Source organism: Streptomyces sp. NPDC101776 (assembly GCF_044766845.1).
Taxonomy (GTDB): Bacteria; Actinomycetota; Actinomycetes; order Streptomycetales; family Streptomycetaceae; genus Streptomyces.
On the sequence record NZ_JBIWMV010000001.1, the window covers coordinates 1,170,833 to 1,188,018 of the forward strand.

A 17,186-nucleotide genomic window follows, 5' to 3' on the forward strand; every position below is an offset into this window, starting at 1 on the left:
CCTGCTCGTAGATCGAGGCGGAGGAGTGGATCCAGTGCAGGACACGGCGCGGACCGAGGAACTGGCGCGACGGGCCGCGGCCGGTGACACGGCGGCCCTGGACGAGCTGCTGCGGTCGATCGGACCCGAGGTCCTGCGGCGGTGCGGGCGCTTCCTGCCGTGCCGTGAGGACGCCGAGGAAGCGGCGCAGGACGTACTGATGCAGGTCGCCCGGAAGATCGGCACGTTCGAGGGCCGCAGCCTCTTCAGCACCTGGCTCTACACGGTGGTCGCCAACGGCGCCCGGCAGAAGTACCGCGAGCTGAAGCGGCGCGCCGCCGAGCAGCCGGCCGAGATCGACGTGAGCCAGCATGTCGACCCGCGCACGACGAGTGTGATCGCCGGGTCGAAGATCGACCTCCTGGAGGCGCTGGAGCGCCTTGAGCGGGAGTCCCCGCATCTGGTCGCGCCGCTGGTGTACCGGGACATCTGCAAGCTGGAGTACGCCGAGATCGCCGAGCGGATCGGCATCCCGCTCGGCACCCTCAAGTCCCGGCTGCACGAGGCGCGCCGCCAGGTCAGGCCCTGGCTGGTCTGACCTGGCGGCGCCTGTCGTGGCCCGTCGTGGCCTGTCCTGGCCTGTCCTGACGCTCAGCCCTCGTCGAAGAGGGACAGCTCGGCCCAGATCGTCTTGCCGTCGGTCGTGTGCCGGCTGCCCCAGCGCTGGGTGAGCTGCGCGACCAGCAGCAGTCCGCGCCCGCCCTCGTCCCAGGTCTTGGCGCGGCGCAGGTGCGGGGCCGTGTGGTTGGTGTCGGAGACCTCGCAGATCAGCGTGGACGCGTCATGGATCAGCCGGAGCCGGATGGGGTGCGCGCCGTAGCGGATGGCGTTGGTGACCAGCTCGCTCACCACCAGTTCGGCCGTGAACCCGGCCTCGCTCAGATTCCACTCGTCGAGCTGCTCGACGACCCGTTTGCGGATCGGCGCGACGAGCGAGGGGTCGGCCGGGATGTCCCAGGTCGCGACCTGCTCGGCGGGCAGCCCCTGGGTGCGCGCCAGCAGCAGCGCCACGTCGTCGGCGGCGCCGCCCGGCGGGAGCACGGCGTGCAGGATGCGGTCGCAGGTCTCGTCCAGGGAGTCCGAGGGGGCGTACAGGGCGTCGAACAGCAGCCGTTGACTGTCGTCGAGGTCCCGGTCGCGGTTCTCGATCAGCCCGTCGGTGTACAGCGCGAGCACGGTGCCCTCGGGCAGCTCGAACTCGGCTGATTCGAAAGGCAGTCCGCCGAGGCCGAGCGGCGGCCCCGCGGGCAGGTCGACGGGCTCGGGCGGACCGCCCGGCCGGATCATGACCGGCGGCGGATGCCCGGCGCGGGCCAGCGTGCAGCGCCGGGACACCGGGTCGTACACCGCGTACAGGCAGGTCGCGCCCACCTCGCCCGGGCTGCCCTCGCCGCCGGCCTCCGCGGACAGCCGTACGACGAGGTCGTCGAGGTGGGTCAGCAGTTCGTCCGGGGCCAGGTCGATGTCGGCGAGGGTGCGGACGGCCGTGCGCAGCCGGCCCATCGTCGCGGAGGCCTGGATGCCGTGGCCCACGACGTCACCGACGACCATGGCGACCCGCATCCCGGACAGCGGGATCACGTCGAACCAGTCGCCGCCGACCCCCGCGCGCGCCGCCGGCAGATAGCGCGAGGCGGCCTCCAGGGCTGCCGTGCGCGGCAGTTTGCGGGGGAGCAGGCTGCGCTGGAGGGCGAGCGCGGTCTCGCGTTCGCGGGAGAAGCGGCGGGCGTTGTCGATACAGACGGCGGCGCGGGCCGTGACCTCCTCGGCCAGCAGGACGTCGTCGTCGGCGAACGGGTCGATGCGCCGGTACCGGGTGAGGACGGCCACGCCGAGGGTCACCCCGCGGGCCTGGATCGGTACGGCCATCGAGGAGTGGATGCCGTACTCCTGGACGCGCCTGGCGCGGGTCCGGTCCCAGGCGAGCCAGCGTTCGAGGGCCCGGCCGGAGGCGAGCAGCGTGCGGCCCGCGACCAGCGCGTCGGCCTGCGGGGAGTGCTCGGGGTACACATTGAGCTGGCCCTGCTTGGCGACGGCCTCGGGGCTGCCCTGCTGCACCGACTGGTGGGCGGCCCGGCGCAGTCTGACCGGCGCGGTGATCGCCGTCGGGAGTTCGCCGCCGTGCTCCTGCGGGTCCAGCAGGTCGATGCTGACGAAGTCGGCGAGCGCCGGCACACAGACATCCGCGAGCTCTTGGGCCGTACGGGTGACGTCGAGGGTGGTGCCGATACGGACGCTCGCCTCGTTGACGAGTTGCAGCCGCTCCCGCGCCAGGTAGTTCTCGGTGAAGTCGTGCGCGGCCAGACACACGCCCCGCACCCGCCCCTCGGCATCGGTGATCGGCGCCATCCGGGCCAGCCAGGCGTGTGCGACGTCCTCGCCGCCGGTGCGCATGTAGATCTGGAAGTCCTGGGCGGTGCCGGAGGTGAGCACGCGCAGCATGTACTGCTCCAGCTCCACGCTCTGCGTCTTGCCGCCGATCTCGGTGATCCGCAGCCCCTGGATGCGCTCCTCGGGCAGACCGATGACCTCGCCCATCGCGTCGTTGACCCGGCTGAGCCGCAGCCGCTCGTCGTAGACCGCGATGGCACACGGCGACTGGGTCAGCGCGGCGGTGGCGAGGGGGTCCTCGGCGGCGCGCGGGCCCCCGCCCTCCAGGGGCGTCACGACGAGCCAGTTGCCCGGGCCGCCGTCCCGGGGGCGCCGGTGGTGGGCCAGCAGCCACACGGTCACGGCGTGGCCGTCGCGGTGGCGCAACGCGACCGTGCCGTCCCAGCGGGCACCCGTGATCTCGGGCCGCGCCTCGGCGGCGTCGGCCAGCAGCCGCACGGCCGGGCGGCCCACGACCTCGTCGGCGGTGTGGCCGAGGAGCCGCCGGGCCCCGTCGTTCCACTCCACCAGCGTGCCCGCGTCGTCGATGACAACCCGCGCCGTCGCGGCATCGTCGAACGGGTAGACCGGTCTCATCGTCGCCACTCCATTGCGCGCACTCACAGTGAACAAACACGTCACTTGCGTTCCAGCCTAGTGCGTCACGGTCCCGCGCGGACGAGAACCCCCAGGGCCGGAGGTCACGACGGACAAGGGGGAAATCCGGCCGAAGCGGCACCCAGGACGGCTGTCCGCCTCCGCACCCTTGACGCCCCCGCATGGCACCCCGTCAGAATCTGTTCGGTCACGATCAGTTGTGAGTACTTCTGGGCCCTACTGAGGGAGAGCCGCCATGACGGTCACTCGCAGATCGGTTTTGATCGCCTCTACGGCCGCGCCGACGGCCGCGTCACTCCTGGCCGCCCCGCCCGCCCGAGCCATCGGGGCAGGCGCTTCCGGCCGCCGCACGGTCCCGCTCCGGGACGGCTGGCGCTTCGCGCTGGTCAACCCGGGCGGAATCACCGACCCCACCGGCGCCTACGCCGACGCTGCCGCACCCGACTACGACGACTCGGCCTGGCGCCAGGTCGCGACCCCGCACGACTGGAGCATCGAGCAGACCCCCACCACGGCGTACGGCACGACCAGCGGCACCGGGTTCTTCCCCGGCGGCCTCGGCTGGTACCGGATCGCCTTCACCCTGCCGCCGGCTTGCGCGGGCAAGCGGATCTCGGTCGAGTTCGACGGCGTCTACATGGACGCGTACGTCTACTGCAACGGCACCGAGGTGGGCCGCCACCCCTACGGCTACACCGGCTTCGCCCTCGACCTCACCGACCTGGCGCACACCGACGGCGTCACGGAGAACGTTCTCGCGGTGAAGGTCCGGAACCAGCTCCCGAGCAGCCGCTGGTACTCGGGCAGCGGCATCTACCGCGAGGCCCGCCTCGTCGTCACCGAGCCGGTGCACGTCGAGCGCTGGGGCACGTACGTCACGACCCCCGACATCACCGCCGAGCGCGCTGTCGTACGGGTGCGGACGTCCGTGGTGAACGAGTCGGGTGGAGCGAGCGAGGTCGAGGTCGGATCGCGGGTCGTCGACCCCGGCGGCCGGACGGTGGGCCGTGCCGTTTCCACGGTGACCGTCGCGGACCGCGCCACCGAGACCCATGAACTCGTTGTCCCCAAGCCCAAGTTGTGGGACATCGAGACCCCGGACCACCGCTACGCCCTGGAGACCGAACTCCGTGTGGACGGCAGGACCGTCGACACCTACCGCACGCCCTTCGGCCTCCGCACCTACCGCTTCGACCCGGACGAGGGGTTCTCCCTCAACGGCACCTCCACCAAGATCAAGGGTGTCGACCTCCACCACGACCAGGGCGCCCTCGGCTCCGCGATCAGCATCGACGCCGTACGCAGGCAGTTGACCATCATGAAGTCGATGGGCGTCAACGCCTTCCGTACCTCGCACAACCCGCCCTCGCCCCAAATCATCGAGGCCTGCGAGGAGTTGGGCATCGTGATGATGGTCGAGGCCTTCGACTGCTGGCACACCGGCAAGACGACCTACGACTACCACCGGTTCTTCGACGACTGGTGCGAGAGGGACGCCACCGAGATGGTCCTCGCCGCCCGCAACTCGCCCGCCGTGGTGCTGTGGTCCATCGGCAACGAGATCCCCGACTCCACCGCCACCGCAGGCCTCGCGATGGCGGACCGCGTCATCGGCGCGATCAAGGCCGCGGACGACACCCGCCCCGTCGTCATCGGCTCGAACAAGTACCACGGCGTACCCGCCAAGGGTTCCGCCGCCGACCTCATGCTCGCCAAGCTCGACGGACTGGGCCTCAACTACAACACCGCCAAGTCGGTCGACGCCCTGCACGCGGCCTATCCGAAGCTGTTCCTCTTCGAGTCGGAGTCCTCCTCGGAGACCTCGACACGCGGCGCCTACCAGGAGCCGGAGCATCTGAACACCGGCGAGAACCACACCCCGGGCAGGCGCGACACCTCCTCGTACGACAACAACCTCGCCTCCTGGACGATGAGCGGCGAGTACGGACACAAGAAGGACCGGGACCGGAAGTGGTTCGCCGGACAGTTCCTGTGGTCGGGCATCGACTACATCGGGGAGCCCACGCCGTACGACGTCTTCCCGGTCAAGGCGTCCTTCTTCGGCGCGGTGGACACGGCCGGCTTCCCGAAGGACCTGTACCACCTCTTCCGCAGCCAGTGGATCAGCGAGCCGATGGTCCATCTGGTGCCGATGAGCTGGAACCACCAGCCGGGCGACACGGTGGAGGTGTGGGCCTACGCCAACGTCGGCACCGTCGAGCTGTTCCTCAACGGAAAGTCCCTGGGGACAAGGGAGTTCGACACCAAGACGACCACCGACGGCCGTACGTACCTGGAGACCACCGAGCCCACCGGCGACGACAAGACCTTCACCTCCGGCCCCTACCCCGGCAGTTACACCAGCCCGAACGGCAGCGCGGGCAAGCTCCACCTGATGTGGAAAGTCCCGTACGAGCCGGGGGAGTTGAAGGCGGTCGCGAGCAGCGGCGACAAGGTGGTCGCCTCGGACGTGCTGCGTACGGCGGGTCCCGCACACGCCGTGCGCCTCACGGCCGACCGCAAGTCCCTTGCGGCAGACGGCCGTTCGCTGGTCTTCGTGACCGCGGAGGTCGTCGACGCCCACGGGGTCGTCCTGCCCGACGCCGAGGATCTGATCGCCTTCGCGGTGAAGGGCGGGTCCCTGGCCGGACTGGACAACGGGCGGGAGGAGAGCGCCGAGCGCTACCAGGCGAGCACCCGAACCGCCTTCCACGGCAAGGCACTTGCGATCGTGCGGTCCGGCACGGAGGTGGGCACGCTCAGGGTGACGGCGCGGGCGGAAGGGCTGCGGAGCGGCACGGTCACCGTACGGACGACGCCCGGCCGTGACCCGGTGCGGACCTCGGCACCTGACTTCGCGGCCGACTATCCGAGCCCGCCCAACTACCCCTACGCCGAAGCCAGTTACTCGGGCCGCCCCGACACACTCCCGTCCGCCGTGCTCGACGGCGACCCGGCCACCGGCTGGTCCAACGCCTTCGCCAAGTCGGCGACGGCCCTGCTCCCCGCCTTCAGCGGTGCCCGCGCGAAGGACTGGGTGACGGTGGACTGGGGGAGGACGCGGTCCTTCGACCGGGTGGAGGTGTCGTTCACGGTGGACGCGACGCACAGCCTCCCCGCCGCGGTGACGGCCGCGGTGTGGGACGGCCGGGCGTGGGTGCCGGTCGAGGGGACCGCGGTCGACTGGGCGACGGCCTCGGACGCCCCGACCGTCGTCACCTTCGGCGCCGTGCGCGGATCGCGGGTGCGGCTGACGTTGACGAGCGCCCGTCCCGGGACGGCTCAAGGGGCGGTACGGATCAGCAAGTTGGAGGCACCGGCCGGTTAGGGAACCCGTTCACGGTCCGGACGGGAATCTGGCCTGTCCGGACCGTTGACGGCATGTCATGTCTCGAACAGCATGGCCTGCGTCCGCAGCGCTTGGGAGCGCTCCCGCACCCGTGAGGGGCTCAGACGTGAAACGACGCGGCACGACCCTGCTCGCCGCCACGGCCCTGCTCGTGGCGGCGCTCACCACGCTCCCGGCCGGTCCGGCCGGGGCCGACGAGGTCGAACAGGTGAGGAACGGCGGCTTCGACACCACCACCGAACCCTGGTGGACGACGAGCAACGTCACCGCCGGCCTGTCCGACGGGCGGCTCTGCGCGGATGTGCCGGGCGGCACGACCAACCGGTGGGACGCCGCCGTCGGCCAGAACGACATCACCCTGGTGAAGGGCGAGTCGTACAAGTTCGCCTTCACGGCGTCCGGTTCGCCCGATGGGCAGGTGGCGCGGGCGATCGTCGGGCTGTCGGTGGCGCCGTACGACACCTACTACGAGGTCAGTCCCGAGCTGAGCGGGGCGGGCAACTCCTATGCGTACACGTTCACTTCACCCGTCGACACGACACAGGGGCAGGTCGCCTTCCAGCTCGGCGGCGGTACGGACGCCTGGCACTTCTGCATGGACGACGTGTCGCTGCTGGGCGGGGTGCCGCCGGAGGTGTACCAACCGGACACCGGGCCCCGTGTGCGGGTGAACCAGGTCGCCTATCTGCCCGACGGGCCGAAGAACGCGACGCTGGTGACCACGTCCACGGCCGCGCTGCCCTGGCAGTTGAGGAACGCGGCGGGCGCGGTGGTCGCGCACGGGCGGACCGTGCCGCGCGGCACCGACACGGCCTCCGCGCAGAACGTCCAGTCGATCGACTTCGGCTCCTACCGGGGGCACGGCGAGGGCTTCACGCTGGTGGCCGACGGAGAGACCAGCCACCCCTTCGCCATCGGAACGGCCGCCTATCAGCAATTGCGGCTCGACTCGCTGAAGTACTACTACACCCAGCGCAGCGGCATCCCGATACGCGACGAGCTGCGCCCCGGCTACGCGCGCCCGGCCGGTCACCTGAACGTCGCCCCCAACCAGGGCGACGCGAACGTGCCCTGCCAACCCGGCCTGTGTGCCTACACACTTGACGTGACCGGCGGCTGGTACGACGCGGGCGACCACGGCAAGTACGTCGTCAACGGCGGTATCTCCACCTGGGAGTTGCTGAGCACCTACGAGCGCTCGCGCCTCGCCCCCACCGGTCGGCCGGTATCACTGAGCGACGGGACGCTCGCCATTCCGGAGAGCGGCAACAAGGTGCCGGACGTGCTCGACGAGGCCCGCTGGGAACTGGAGTTCCTGCTGAAGATGCAGGTACCCGACGGGCAGCCGCTGGCCGGCATGGCGCACGACAAGGTCCACGACGCACAGTGGACCGGACTCCCGCTGCTGCCGAGCCAGGACCCGCAGAAACGCGAGCTGCACGCGCCGACCACACAGGCGACGCTCAACCTCGCGGCGACGGCGGCGCAGGCGGCCCGCCTGTACCGGCCCTACGACCGGGAGTTCGCGGCCAAGGCCCTGAAGGCGGCCAGGAAGGCGTGGACGGCGGCACTCGCCCACCCCACGGTGTACCCGGACCCGAACGACGGCACCGGCGGCGGCGCGTACCCCGACGACAACGCGACCGACGAGTTCTACTGGGCGGCGGCGGAGCTGTATCTCACCACCGGGGAACGGCAGTTCGCCGACCACGTCACCAACTCCCCGCTGAACACGGCCGACATCTTCGGCGCCCTCGGCCTCGACTGGTCCCGCACGGCGGCAGCGGGCCGCCTCGATCTCGCGACCGTCCCCAACCGGCTTCCCGGCCGCGACCGGATCCGCCGCTCGGTGACCGAGGCCGCGAACACCTACCTGACCACGCTACGGACGCAGCCCTACGGCATGCCGTACGCACCGCCCGGCAACCTCTACGACTGGGGCTCCAACAGCCAGGTCCTCAACAACGCCCACGTCATCGCCACCGCCTACGACCTCACCGGCGCCACCAAATACCGCGACGGCGCCCTCCAGAGCATGGACTACATCCTGGGCCGCAACGCCCTCAACATGTCGTACGTCACCGGCTACGGCGAGGCCAACTCCCACAACCAGCACAGCCGTTGGTACGCCCACGAACTCGACCCGAACCTCCCGAACCCGCCGAGGGGCACGCTCGCGGGCGGCGCCAACTCCTCCATCCAGGACCCGTACGCGCAGAGCAAACTCCTGGGCTGCGTCGGCCAGTTCTGCTACATCGACGACATCCAGTCGTGGTCGACCAACGAGACGGCGGTGAACTGGAACGCGGCGCTGGCGTGGATGGCCTCGTTCGCGGCGGACCAGAGCTGACGTCCGACCGCGCCGGGGTCACTCGTCCTCCTCGTTCCTGTGCACGTGCGTGAGCTTCTCGGGGTTGGTCACGATGTACACCCCGGACACCTGGTCGCCCTCGGGCGTGAGGTCCATGACCATCACCGCGTACGGCGAGTCGCCCTCGAACAGCACGGCCGCGTCGTCGCCGTTGACGCGCCGGTAGCGCAGCTCCAGGTCCTGCGGACGGCGCCGGGCCGCGAACGAGTTGATGAGACGGACCGCCTTGTCCCGTCCGTGCACCGGGCGCAGCCCCGCCGGCTTCCGGTTGCCGCCGCTGTCGGTCCACACCGTGACGTCCGGCGCGAGGATCTCCATCAGCGAGGCGATGTCCCCGCCGACGGCGGCCCGCACGAACCGCTCGGTCGCCTCCCGCCGCACCCGGGGATGCGCCGCGTACAGCGGCCGCCGCGCGTGCACATGGGCCCGCGCCCGGTGCGCGAGCTGCCGTACCGCCGCCGGGGTGCGGTCGATGATGTCCGCGATCTCGGTGTGGGCGTACCCGAACACCTCGTTGAGGACGAACACCGCGCGTTCCAGCGGGGTCAGCGACTCCAGGACGACCAGCATGGCCATGGACACGGACTCGGCGCGGAGTGCGGGGTCCTCGGGCTCACCGTCGGCCACCTGACCGACCAAGGGCTCCGGCAGCCACGGGCCGACGTAGGTCTCGCGGCGGCGGCTGATCGTGGTGCGGCGCTGGAGGGCGTGGTTGACGGCGATGCGGACGAGATAGGCGCGCGGGTTGGTGACGGTGCCGAGCGCGGCACGGCGGGCGCGGGCCGTCCAGGACAGCCAGGTCTCCTGGAGGACGTCGTCGGTGTCGGCGACGCTGCCCAGCATGTTGTAGACGAGGCCGAACAACAGCTCCCGATGGTCCATGAAGACATCGGTCGCCTCTTCGGTGACAGCGATCTCGGACATATGTGCGCCTCCCCGGTGGCGTGCTCACCACTGCGAGGGGTGGCGGGGGCCGGAATGTGACGGCCGACGGGCCGAATGTGACGTACGTCTCGGCGAATTGGCGCGGTGTCACACCGGTCGGCCGTCCCGCCCTCTTGAACGCGAGTCCCAAGCAAGTCCTCTGCAGGGAGCCGACATCGTGTTCAAGAAGTGGCACGGCAACCCCTGGGCGATCCTCATCACGCTCTCGCTCGGGTTCTTCATGACCCTCCTCGACCTCACGATCGTGAACATCGCGATCCCGCAACTCGGCGAGGACCTCGACGCGTCCCTGGACGAGATCCTCTGGATCGTCAACGCCTACACCCTGGCGCTGGCCGTCCTGCTGATCACCGGCGGACGCCTCGGCGATCTGCGCGGCAAACGCAATCTGTTCGCCGCCGGAGTCGCCCTGTTCACCCTGGCCAGCCTCGCCTGCGGCCTCGCCCAGGACCCGGCGCAGCTCATCGGGTTCCGCGCGGTGCAGGGGCTGGGCGCGGCGCTGCTCATGCCGCAGACCCTCTCGATCATCGCCGAGGTGTTCCCGGCCGACCGGCGCGGCGTCGCGATGGGCATCTGGGGCGCCGTGGCGGGGGTGTCCGGCGCGCTCGGCCCGATCCTCGGCGGCGTGCTCATCACCCATCTGTCCTGGCGCTGGATCTTCTTCGTCAACCTGCCGATCGGTGCCCTGGTGCTCGTCCTGACCATGACGATCATCCCGGGCGCCCGGCGCACGGTACGGCGCCGCTTCGACACGCTCGGCGTCACGCTCGCCTCAACTGCCCTGTTCTGCCTGGCCTTTGGGCTCACAGAGGGACAGCGCTACGACTGGAACGCCGGAATCTGGACCCTGTTCGGCGCGGCGGTCGCCCTGTTCACCGCGTTCCTCCTCCACGAGCGCGGACAGCAGAACGGCGAACCCCTGGTCCCGTTCTCGCTCTTCAAGGACCGCGACTTCAGCCTCATCAACTTCGTCGGCGTCACCGTGTCGTTCGGTGTGGTCGGGATGTTCCTGACGCTGACGATCTATCTCCAGTCCGTGCTCGGCTTCAGCGCCCAGAAGGCGGGGCTCGTGCTGCTGCCCGTCGCCCTCGGCTCGTTCGTCATGGCCGGGCCGGCCGGAGCGCTCGCGGACAAGGTCGGCGGCAAGTTCATCCTGATGGGCGGGCTGCTCGCCTGGGCGGGCGGACTGGTCTGGGTCGTCGCCGTGGCGGACGTAGACACGGGTTGGCCGACCATCGCCTGCCCGCTGTTCCTCACGGGTCTGGGCGTCGGCTGCACCTTCGCCCCCATGGCCACCGAGGTCATGCGCAACGTCCCGCCCCGGCTCGCCGGCGCCGCCTCCGGTGTCACCAACGCGCTCCGCCAGGTCGGTTCGGTGCTCGCCGGCGCGGTGATCGGCGCGGTGCTCCAGGCCCGGCTCGCCTCCTCCCTGACCGAACAGGCGCGGGCCCGGGCCGGTCAACTCCCCGCCGCCTACCGGGAGTCCTTCGTCGCCGGGTTCTCCAAGGCGGAGTCCGACGTCGGTGCCGGGCAGCGGAGTGGCGCGCCGACCGGGGTTCCGCGCGATGTCGCCGAGCGGGTGCGGGTGCTTGCCGGCCAGGTGTTCGGCCATGGGTTCGTCCACGCGATGGGGCCCGCCGTGTACGTCTCCGTCGCCGTCCTGCTGACCGGCGCGCTCGCCTGTCTCGCCGTACGACGACACCGCGGGCCGTCCGCCAATCCGCACGCGCTGCCCGTGTCCGAGCCCGAGCTGGAGGAAGCCGCGCGATGACCATCGACTTCACGCCCATGTACGCCTCCCACGACGCCTTCCGGCGTGACCTGGAGCGGCTCGCCGTAGCGGTCGCCGAGGGCAGGGCGCACACCGGTCCCGTCCGTGCGGGGTGGGAGAACTTCAAGCATCAGCTGCACGTCCATCACACCGCGGAGGACAGTGATCTGTGGCCGCGGGTCCGGGCGCGGGTCGCTGGGCGGGGGCGGGATCTGTCGCTTCTCGACGACATGGAGGCCGAGCATGCGCGCATCGATCCGCTGTTGGTTGCGGTGGACGGTGCGTTGGCCTCTCGGGCTTTCGAACTCCCTGATCTGGTGCGGGCGTTGCGGGCGACGCTTGATGATCATCTGAAGCATGAGGAGGACGAGGCGTTGCCGTTGATGGGGGAGGTTCTGACCGGGGCGGACTGGGTTGCTTTCACGGGGAGGTTGCGTGAGGTGCAGGGGTTGCGTGGGGCCGCGGTGTTTGTGCCGTGGCTTGTCGACGGGGTGGGGGATGGGGATCGGGGGCGGGTTCTGGGGGCCTTTCCTCCGCCGGTGCGGGTGTTGAACCGGGTGTTCTGGGAGGGGAGTTATCGGCGGCGAGGGTATTGGGTTGTTCGTTGAGTTGCGGCCGGTGGGGGCTGGTCGCGCAGTTCCCCGCGTCCCTCGGTTCGGACCTGGCTTCGCCGGTCCGAACCGAGGGGCCGGTACCGTCTCGTGACTCCCTTGACCTGGGGGTATTTACGGGTAAGTACCCTCGCGGTACCGTGGTGGTATGCCAGCTCTCAACGTGGAGTTCAGCGATCGTGAGCTCGAGGATCTGCGGCGGATGGCCAAGGAGCGCGGTACGTCGATGAAGGCGTTGGTGCGGGAGGCGGCCGCTGCCGACATCGCTCGGCACCGGGCGCTGCAGGAGGGGGCCGAGGCCTTCCGGCGGTTCTTCGCCACGCATGCCGACGAGTTCGCCGCCGCGTTTCCCGAGGACGAACCGTCGGGCAAGGGCGAGGGGCGGGTCGCCTGACGCATGGCCGTCATCCATATCGACGTGCCCTGGCTGCTCCAGCGGCATGAGGAAGTCCTGCCGGACCAGCCCACCATCAACGACTTCTCGGCATTGGTGGCGGCAGTCGCCCGGCACCGCGTCGATCCACCCCGCCTCGGCGTCGACTCGGACCCGGCCTGGCGGGCCACCGCCCTGCTGCACACCCTCGCTCTGCTGAAGCCCCTGCCCTCGGCCAACGCCCGCTTCGCCTGCGCCACCGCGGTCGCCTACATGTTCGTCAGCGGCGTCGGCATCGATCCGCCCTACGGCGCCCTCGTCGACCTCGCCCGCGATCTGATCTCCGGCAAGACGGATGTCTACGGCGCGGCGGACCGGTTGCGTTCCTGGCAGATCTGACCGCTGCGACGGGTTACCGGTCCTCGTCGAGGGTGGCGTTCTCCTCGTGTGCCGCCAGGGAGCCCCGCTCGCCGGGGGCGTTCTCCGACGCGGCGAGGCTGCCCAGCAGTCCCAGCAACTCCGCGCTGCGGCTGCCCGGTTCGGCGTGGAAGACGACCATGCTCAGTGCGTTCGTGCCGGGGATCTCGAACTTGTTCGACCGCAGCTCGAAGTCGCCGACGAGGGGGTGGCTGAGAAGGCTGGTCCGGCCGAGCATGGGGCGTACCTCGTGGCGGCTCCAGAGGTGGCGGAAGCGATCACTGCGGACGGACAGTTCGCCCACCAGCTCCACGAGTCGGGGATCGTCGACGTCGGGGCCGATGTGACCGCGCAGGGTGGCCACGCCCTCGGCGGTCAACTCGTCCCAGTCGCGGCGCAGTTGGTGCTCGGCCGGGTCGAGGAACACCGCTCGCAGCAGGTTCACACCCGGTGTGTAGCTCGGGGACAGCGCCCGGCACAGCGCGTTGGCCGCGAGACAGTCCGTGAACCGGTTCTGCACATACGCCGGGTGACCGGACCAGGTGTCCAGCAGCTCGCGGACGCTCATCGGCACCGCCTCGGGCCGCCTGACGCGTCGGCGGGACACGGCAGGCCGCTCCGGCTGCCCCAGGCCGACCAGGTGGGCGGTCGCGGAGGCGTCCAGGTGCAGCACCCGGGCCAGCGCCTCCAGCACCTGCACGGACGGGTTGCGGTCGCGGCCCTGCTCCAGCCGCAGGTAGTAGTCGGAGCTGATGCCGGCCAGCAGGGCGACCTCCTCCCGGCGCAGCCCCGGCACCCGGCGCAGCCCGCCGCCGCTCAGGCCCACGTCCTCGGGCCGGACCCGCTCACGGCGGGCCCGCAGAAACTCGCCGAGCGCGTTCTTGCCGTCCACACCCACCACCGTAGATCCGAAATCCCGGAGGTGCGTGTCCCTGTCACTACCAGGAACATCCGGGTACTGCCTGCCCGGCCGGGACAGACGCAGAGTCGGTGACAGCCCACGACATCCATCGAAAGGCGCGCCACCATGGCCGACACCGTCTCGGGCGGCACCCTCACCCTCGCCGAGGACCTCACCCTCACCCGCATGGGATACGGCGCCATGCAACTGGCCGGCCCCCATGTCTTCGGCCCGCCGAAGGACCGCGCCGAAGCGGTTGCCGTCCTCCGTGAGGCCGTCGAGCGAGGCATCACCCACATCGACACGAGCGACTTCTACGGCCCCGTCGTCGTCAACGAGATCATCAGGGAGGCCCTCCACCCGTACGCCGACGACCTGCGCATCGTGACCAAGGTCGGCGCCCGGCGCGGACCCGACGGCAGCTGGATCATGTCCCGGCACCCCGAGGACCTCAAGGCCCAGGTGTACGACAACCTCCGCAACCTCGGGCTCGACGTGCTGGATGTGGTGAACCTGCGGGTCGGCACACAGGACGCCGCCGACGAGGAGCCGATCGGGGAGAAGTTCGGTGCCCTCGCCGAACTGCGGAAAGCCGGGTTGATCCGGCACCTGGGGCTGAGCGCGGTCTCCGCCGCCCAACTGACCGAGGCCCAGGCCATCGCCCCGGTCGTCACCGTGCAGAACCTGTACAACCTGGCCAACCGGCACGACGACGCCCTCGTCGAGCGGTGTGCCGCGGAGAACATCGCGTTCGCCGCGTACTTCCCGCTCGGCGGCTTCGCCCCGCTGCAGTCGCGGACCCTTTCCGACGTCGCTGCCCGGCTGGCCGCCTCGCCCCAACAGGTCGCTCTGGCCTGGCTGTTGCGGCGTTCGGCCACCACCGTTCTGATCCCCGGTACGTCCTCGCGCGCGCATCTGCGGGACAACATCGCCGCCGCGGATCTGGTGCTGCCCGCCGACGCGGTCGCGGAACTCGACGCCATCGGCCGGGCCACGGCCTGATGCGGGAGGGCGGGGGTGGGCCGCCCCCGCCCTCGGGGCCGCCGACCCAGGGCGGGAGGAGCAAGGTCGGCGGCCGTTTGGCGCGGGAGAGCCGCCGTCCAGCGCGTGGCCTCCGAGAAGGGCCGATTCCAGTGCACCGCGGTGCGCCGTGCCCCGGGAGCGTGCGTGCCGCACCGGTGTGTGCGCATGGTTCACACGGGGCGCATGGAAAGTCGAAAGCCGGTGCGAGTGAGCCGAGTTGTCATCGTCTCTGACTTACTTTCAATGATGTGGAAGTTACCCAAGTGCCTTGTTGGGTTCGATGGGTTGTGCAAGGGTGAAACACCCGCGCGGGGATAAAGCCCGGGGCTCATTGACCTGTTGATGAACCGAATCCGAGGAATCCACTCCGTGTCCATCCCGCACCCTCCTCGTCCTCCTTACCCGCCGCCGGACGGCGGGGCCCCAGAGGAATCCGACGAGACCCTGGCCGCCCGGCTGCGGGGCCGTCCGGAGGGCGAGGCCGCTCATTCCGTCGCGTTGCTCATGGCGCGGCACTGGCGACCGGTCCAGGATTACGCGGGCGTCTGTCTCGCCGCCGAGGGGACCGTGCCCGCGATGGCCGCGGCGGCCGCCTTCCACCGGGTGTTCGACCGGCTGACGTTCGGCGAACACGGGGTGGCACTGCGGCCCCGGCTGCTGCTGACCGTGCGCGACACGATCCGGGAGTGGACTCTGGAAGAGCGAATATCCAGTGTTCTGCCGGATCTGGAGAATCCCTCCGGGGGGCGCGGCATGCGTGCCGCGAAGTCCATGACCGCCGAAAATCGCAAGCTCGCCGAGCGGTCTTTCCAGACTCTTACGCCGTTCGCCCAGTGTCTGCTGTGGCACACCGAGGTCGAGGCCGAGTCGATAACCGTGCCGGCGGCCCTCCTCGGCATGGATACCGACAACGCGTCGGCCGCTCTCCAGCAGGCGCACGAAAAATTCCGCGAAGGTTGTGTACGCGCCCATCGGGAACTCGCGCCGACCCCGGATTGCCGCTTCTACAACCGCCTCCTCGACGTCCCCATTCGGCGCGGCGGCGCACTCCTGCCGGATGTCCAGCAGCATCTCGCCCAGTGCCGCCACTGCCGTTTCGCGGCCGAACAACTCAGCTATTTCGAAGGCGGGTTGGGGGTCCTCCTGGCCGAGGCCGTGCTCGGCTGGGGAGCCCGCCCCTACCTCGCGTCCCGGCCCGGCCGGGCCGGGCGCGACACCCGGACCAGGTCCGGCGGCCGGCACGGCGCGCATTCCGGCGGCGGCACCGGACGGCACCGGCTGCTGTCCCGGCTCCCCGCACCCGGCCGCCGGATCGTGGACGCGGCCCGCGAGGCACGTGAGACGCGGTCCGCCCGGTCGTTGGTGGTCGGTGTCGGTCTGGTCGGCGCCGGGGTCGCCGCGATCGTGCTCGCCGTCGGTCTGTGGCCGGACCACGACGGCGGCGCCGCCGAGCCGGTCGCCTCCGGCACCACCAACAGCGGCTCAGGACACGCCTCTTCGGCGGCCCCCGGCACGGCCGGACTCCCCGCCGCACCCGGGCGGACGAGGCTGCACAACGCCGCCGCCGATCTGTGCCTCGACATCGTGGGCACCCCGAAGGCCGGCGCCGGCACCCGGCTGGCCGTGTGCTCGTCGGCCGACACCCAGGAGTGGTCGTACGACACCGACGGGTTGCTGCGCAGCGCGGCGAGCCCCGGGCTGTGCCTGGACTCGCACGCGGACGCGGGTGTCGTCGTCCTCGGAACCTGCGCCGACGCGAAGGCCAAGCGCGGCAACGATGTCCGCTACGACCTCACCGTGCGGGGCGAGTTGCTGCCGCGCTGGAACTCGCAGCTCGCGCTCACCTCGACGAACACCGAGCCGGGCGCCGACATCGTCCTCAAGGTCCGCGACGGCTCCACCGCGCAGCGCTGGCTGACCGACTCGGTGACGGCCAGCCCCGGTTCGCTGTCGATCACCGGCACCGGAAATCCGTCACCGCGCCCGGCGAAGATCTCGGACCGCCTCAGCTGACGACATCGGCCGGTGGTCCGCCGGTCGGACAGCCGGTTGCGTTCCGCACGGCGGCCGGCGCGATCCGGAGCACCGTCTCCCGGGTCACACCGCCGACGTGCGGCGAGAGCACCACGTTCGGGGCCTTGAGCAACCGCAGGGCCGGAGTGGGCGGTTCGGGGTCGAAGACGTCCAGGCCGGCACCGGCGAGGGCGCCGGCTTCGAGGGCGTCCTGGTCGATCAGGGCGCCCCGCGCGGTGTTGATCACGAACGCGGTCGGCTTCAGCAGCGCGAGCCGCTCCGCGTCCAGGAGATGCCGGGTCCCTTCGGTGAGCGGCGCGTGCAGGGTGACGTAGTCGGAGAGACGCAGCAACTTGTCGAGCGGGGCATGCGGATTCCTCGTCGA

12 protein-coding genes and 1 pseudogene are annotated in these 17,186 nt (G+C 70.7%); 9 read left to right on the forward strand and 4 right to left on the reverse strand.

Features of this window, described 5'->3' with window-relative positions:
* The first annotated feature begins 34 nt into the window (after positions 1-34).
* On the forward strand, positions 35-577 hold the full coding sequence (locus ACIRRY_RS05115) for an RNA polymerase sigma factor (RefSeq protein ID WP_403968032.1): 543 nt from the start codon (positions 35-37) through the stop codon (positions 575-577).
* A 53-nt stretch (positions 578-630) separates the two neighbouring features.
* Here the strand turns inward: ACIRRY_RS05115 and ACIRRY_RS05120 are convergent, their stop codons facing one another.
* Positions 631-3,006, reverse strand: a complete 2,376-nt coding sequence (locus ACIRRY_RS05120) for a SpoIIE family protein phosphatase (protein WP_403968034.1) — start codon at positions 3,004-3,006, stop codon at positions 631-633.
* A gap of 256 nt (positions 3,007-3,262) precedes the next feature.
* On the opposite strand from ACIRRY_RS05120, the gene ACIRRY_RS05125 reads away from it, so the two are divergent.
* Positions 3,263-6,355, forward strand: a complete 3,093-nt coding sequence (locus ACIRRY_RS05125) for a glycoside hydrolase family 2 TIM barrel-domain containing protein (protein WP_403968036.1) — start codon at positions 3,263-3,265, stop codon at positions 6,353-6,355.
* A gap of 127 nt (positions 6,356-6,482) precedes the next feature.
* Positions 6,483-8,726 (forward strand): glycoside hydrolase family 9 protein, encoded by a 2,244-nt coding sequence (locus ACIRRY_RS05130; RefSeq protein WP_403968037.1) that lies wholly within the window; start codon positions 6,483-6,485, stop codon positions 8,724-8,726.
* Between the two features lie 18 nt (positions 8,727-8,744).
* On the opposite strand, the gene sigJ is transcribed toward ACIRRY_RS05130, so the two are convergent.
* Positions 8,745-9,671, reverse strand: a complete 927-nt coding sequence (gene sigJ / locus ACIRRY_RS05135) for an RNA polymerase sigma factor SigJ (protein ID WP_403968039.1) — start codon at positions 9,669-9,671, stop codon at positions 8,745-8,747.
* 178 nt (positions 9,672-9,849) lie between these two features.
* Here sigJ and ACIRRY_RS05140 point away from each other — a divergent pair, with 178 nt between their 5' ends.
* The 4 genes from ACIRRY_RS05140 to ACIRRY_RS05155 all read left to right on the forward strand — a co-directional run bounded on the left by ACIRRY_RS05140 (position 9,850) and on the right by ACIRRY_RS05155 (position 12,846).
* On the forward strand, positions 9,850-11,463 hold the full coding sequence (locus ACIRRY_RS05140) for a DHA2 family efflux MFS transporter permease subunit (protein WP_403968041.1): 1,614 nt from the start codon (positions 9,850-9,852) through the stop codon (positions 11,461-11,463).
* Complete coding sequence (locus tag ACIRRY_RS05145; RefSeq protein WP_403968043.1) at positions 11,460-12,071, forward strand: hemerythrin domain-containing protein; 612 nt, start codon at positions 11,460-11,462, stop codon at positions 12,069-12,071. The genes ACIRRY_RS05140 and ACIRRY_RS05145 overlap by 4 nt, the downstream gene beginning before the upstream one ends.
* A 151-nt stretch (positions 12,072-12,222) precedes the next feature.
* Positions 12,223-12,468 carry a hypothetical protein gene (locus ACIRRY_RS05150; RefSeq protein ID WP_403968045.1) on the forward strand — a complete coding sequence of 82 codons (246 nt, stop codon included), beginning with the start codon at positions 12,223-12,225 and terminating at the stop codon, positions 12,466-12,468.
* Between the two features lie 3 nt (positions 12,469-12,471).
* Complete coding sequence (locus ACIRRY_RS05155) at positions 12,472-12,846, forward strand: toxin Doc (protein ID WP_403968046.1); 375 nt, start codon at positions 12,472-12,474, stop codon at positions 12,844-12,846.
* A gap of 13 nt (positions 12,847-12,859) precedes the next feature.
* Here the strand turns inward: ACIRRY_RS05155 and ACIRRY_RS05160 are convergent, their stop codons facing one another.
* Positions 12,860-13,756, reverse strand: coding sequence for a helix-turn-helix transcriptional regulator (locus tag ACIRRY_RS05160; protein WP_403968048.1), 897 nt, complete (start codon positions 13,754-13,756; stop codon positions 12,860-12,862).
* Positions 13,757-13,891: 135 nt separating this feature from the next.
* Between ACIRRY_RS05160 and ACIRRY_RS05165 the strand changes: the two genes are divergently transcribed.
* Together ACIRRY_RS05165 and ACIRRY_RS05170 are read left to right on the forward strand one after the other, a co-directional pair.
* Complete coding sequence (locus ACIRRY_RS05165) at positions 13,892-14,767, forward strand: oxidoreductase (protein WP_403968049.1); 876 nt, start codon at positions 13,892-13,894, stop codon at positions 14,765-14,767.
* Between the two features lie 390 nt (positions 14,768-15,157).
* Complete coding sequence (locus ACIRRY_RS05170; RefSeq protein WP_403968051.1) at positions 15,158-16,801, forward strand: RICIN domain-containing protein; 1,644 nt, start codon at positions 15,158-15,160, stop codon at positions 16,799-16,801.
* Here ACIRRY_RS05170 and ACIRRY_RS05175 read toward each other — a convergent pair.
* Positions 16,794-17,171: pseudogene (locus tag ACIRRY_RS05175) on the reverse strand (2-hydroxyacid dehydrogenase); the annotation flags it as partial. The gene ACIRRY_RS05170 and the pseudogene ACIRRY_RS05175 sit on opposite strands and share 8 nt — an antisense overlap.
* Positions 17,172-17,186: the final 15 nt, after the last annotated feature.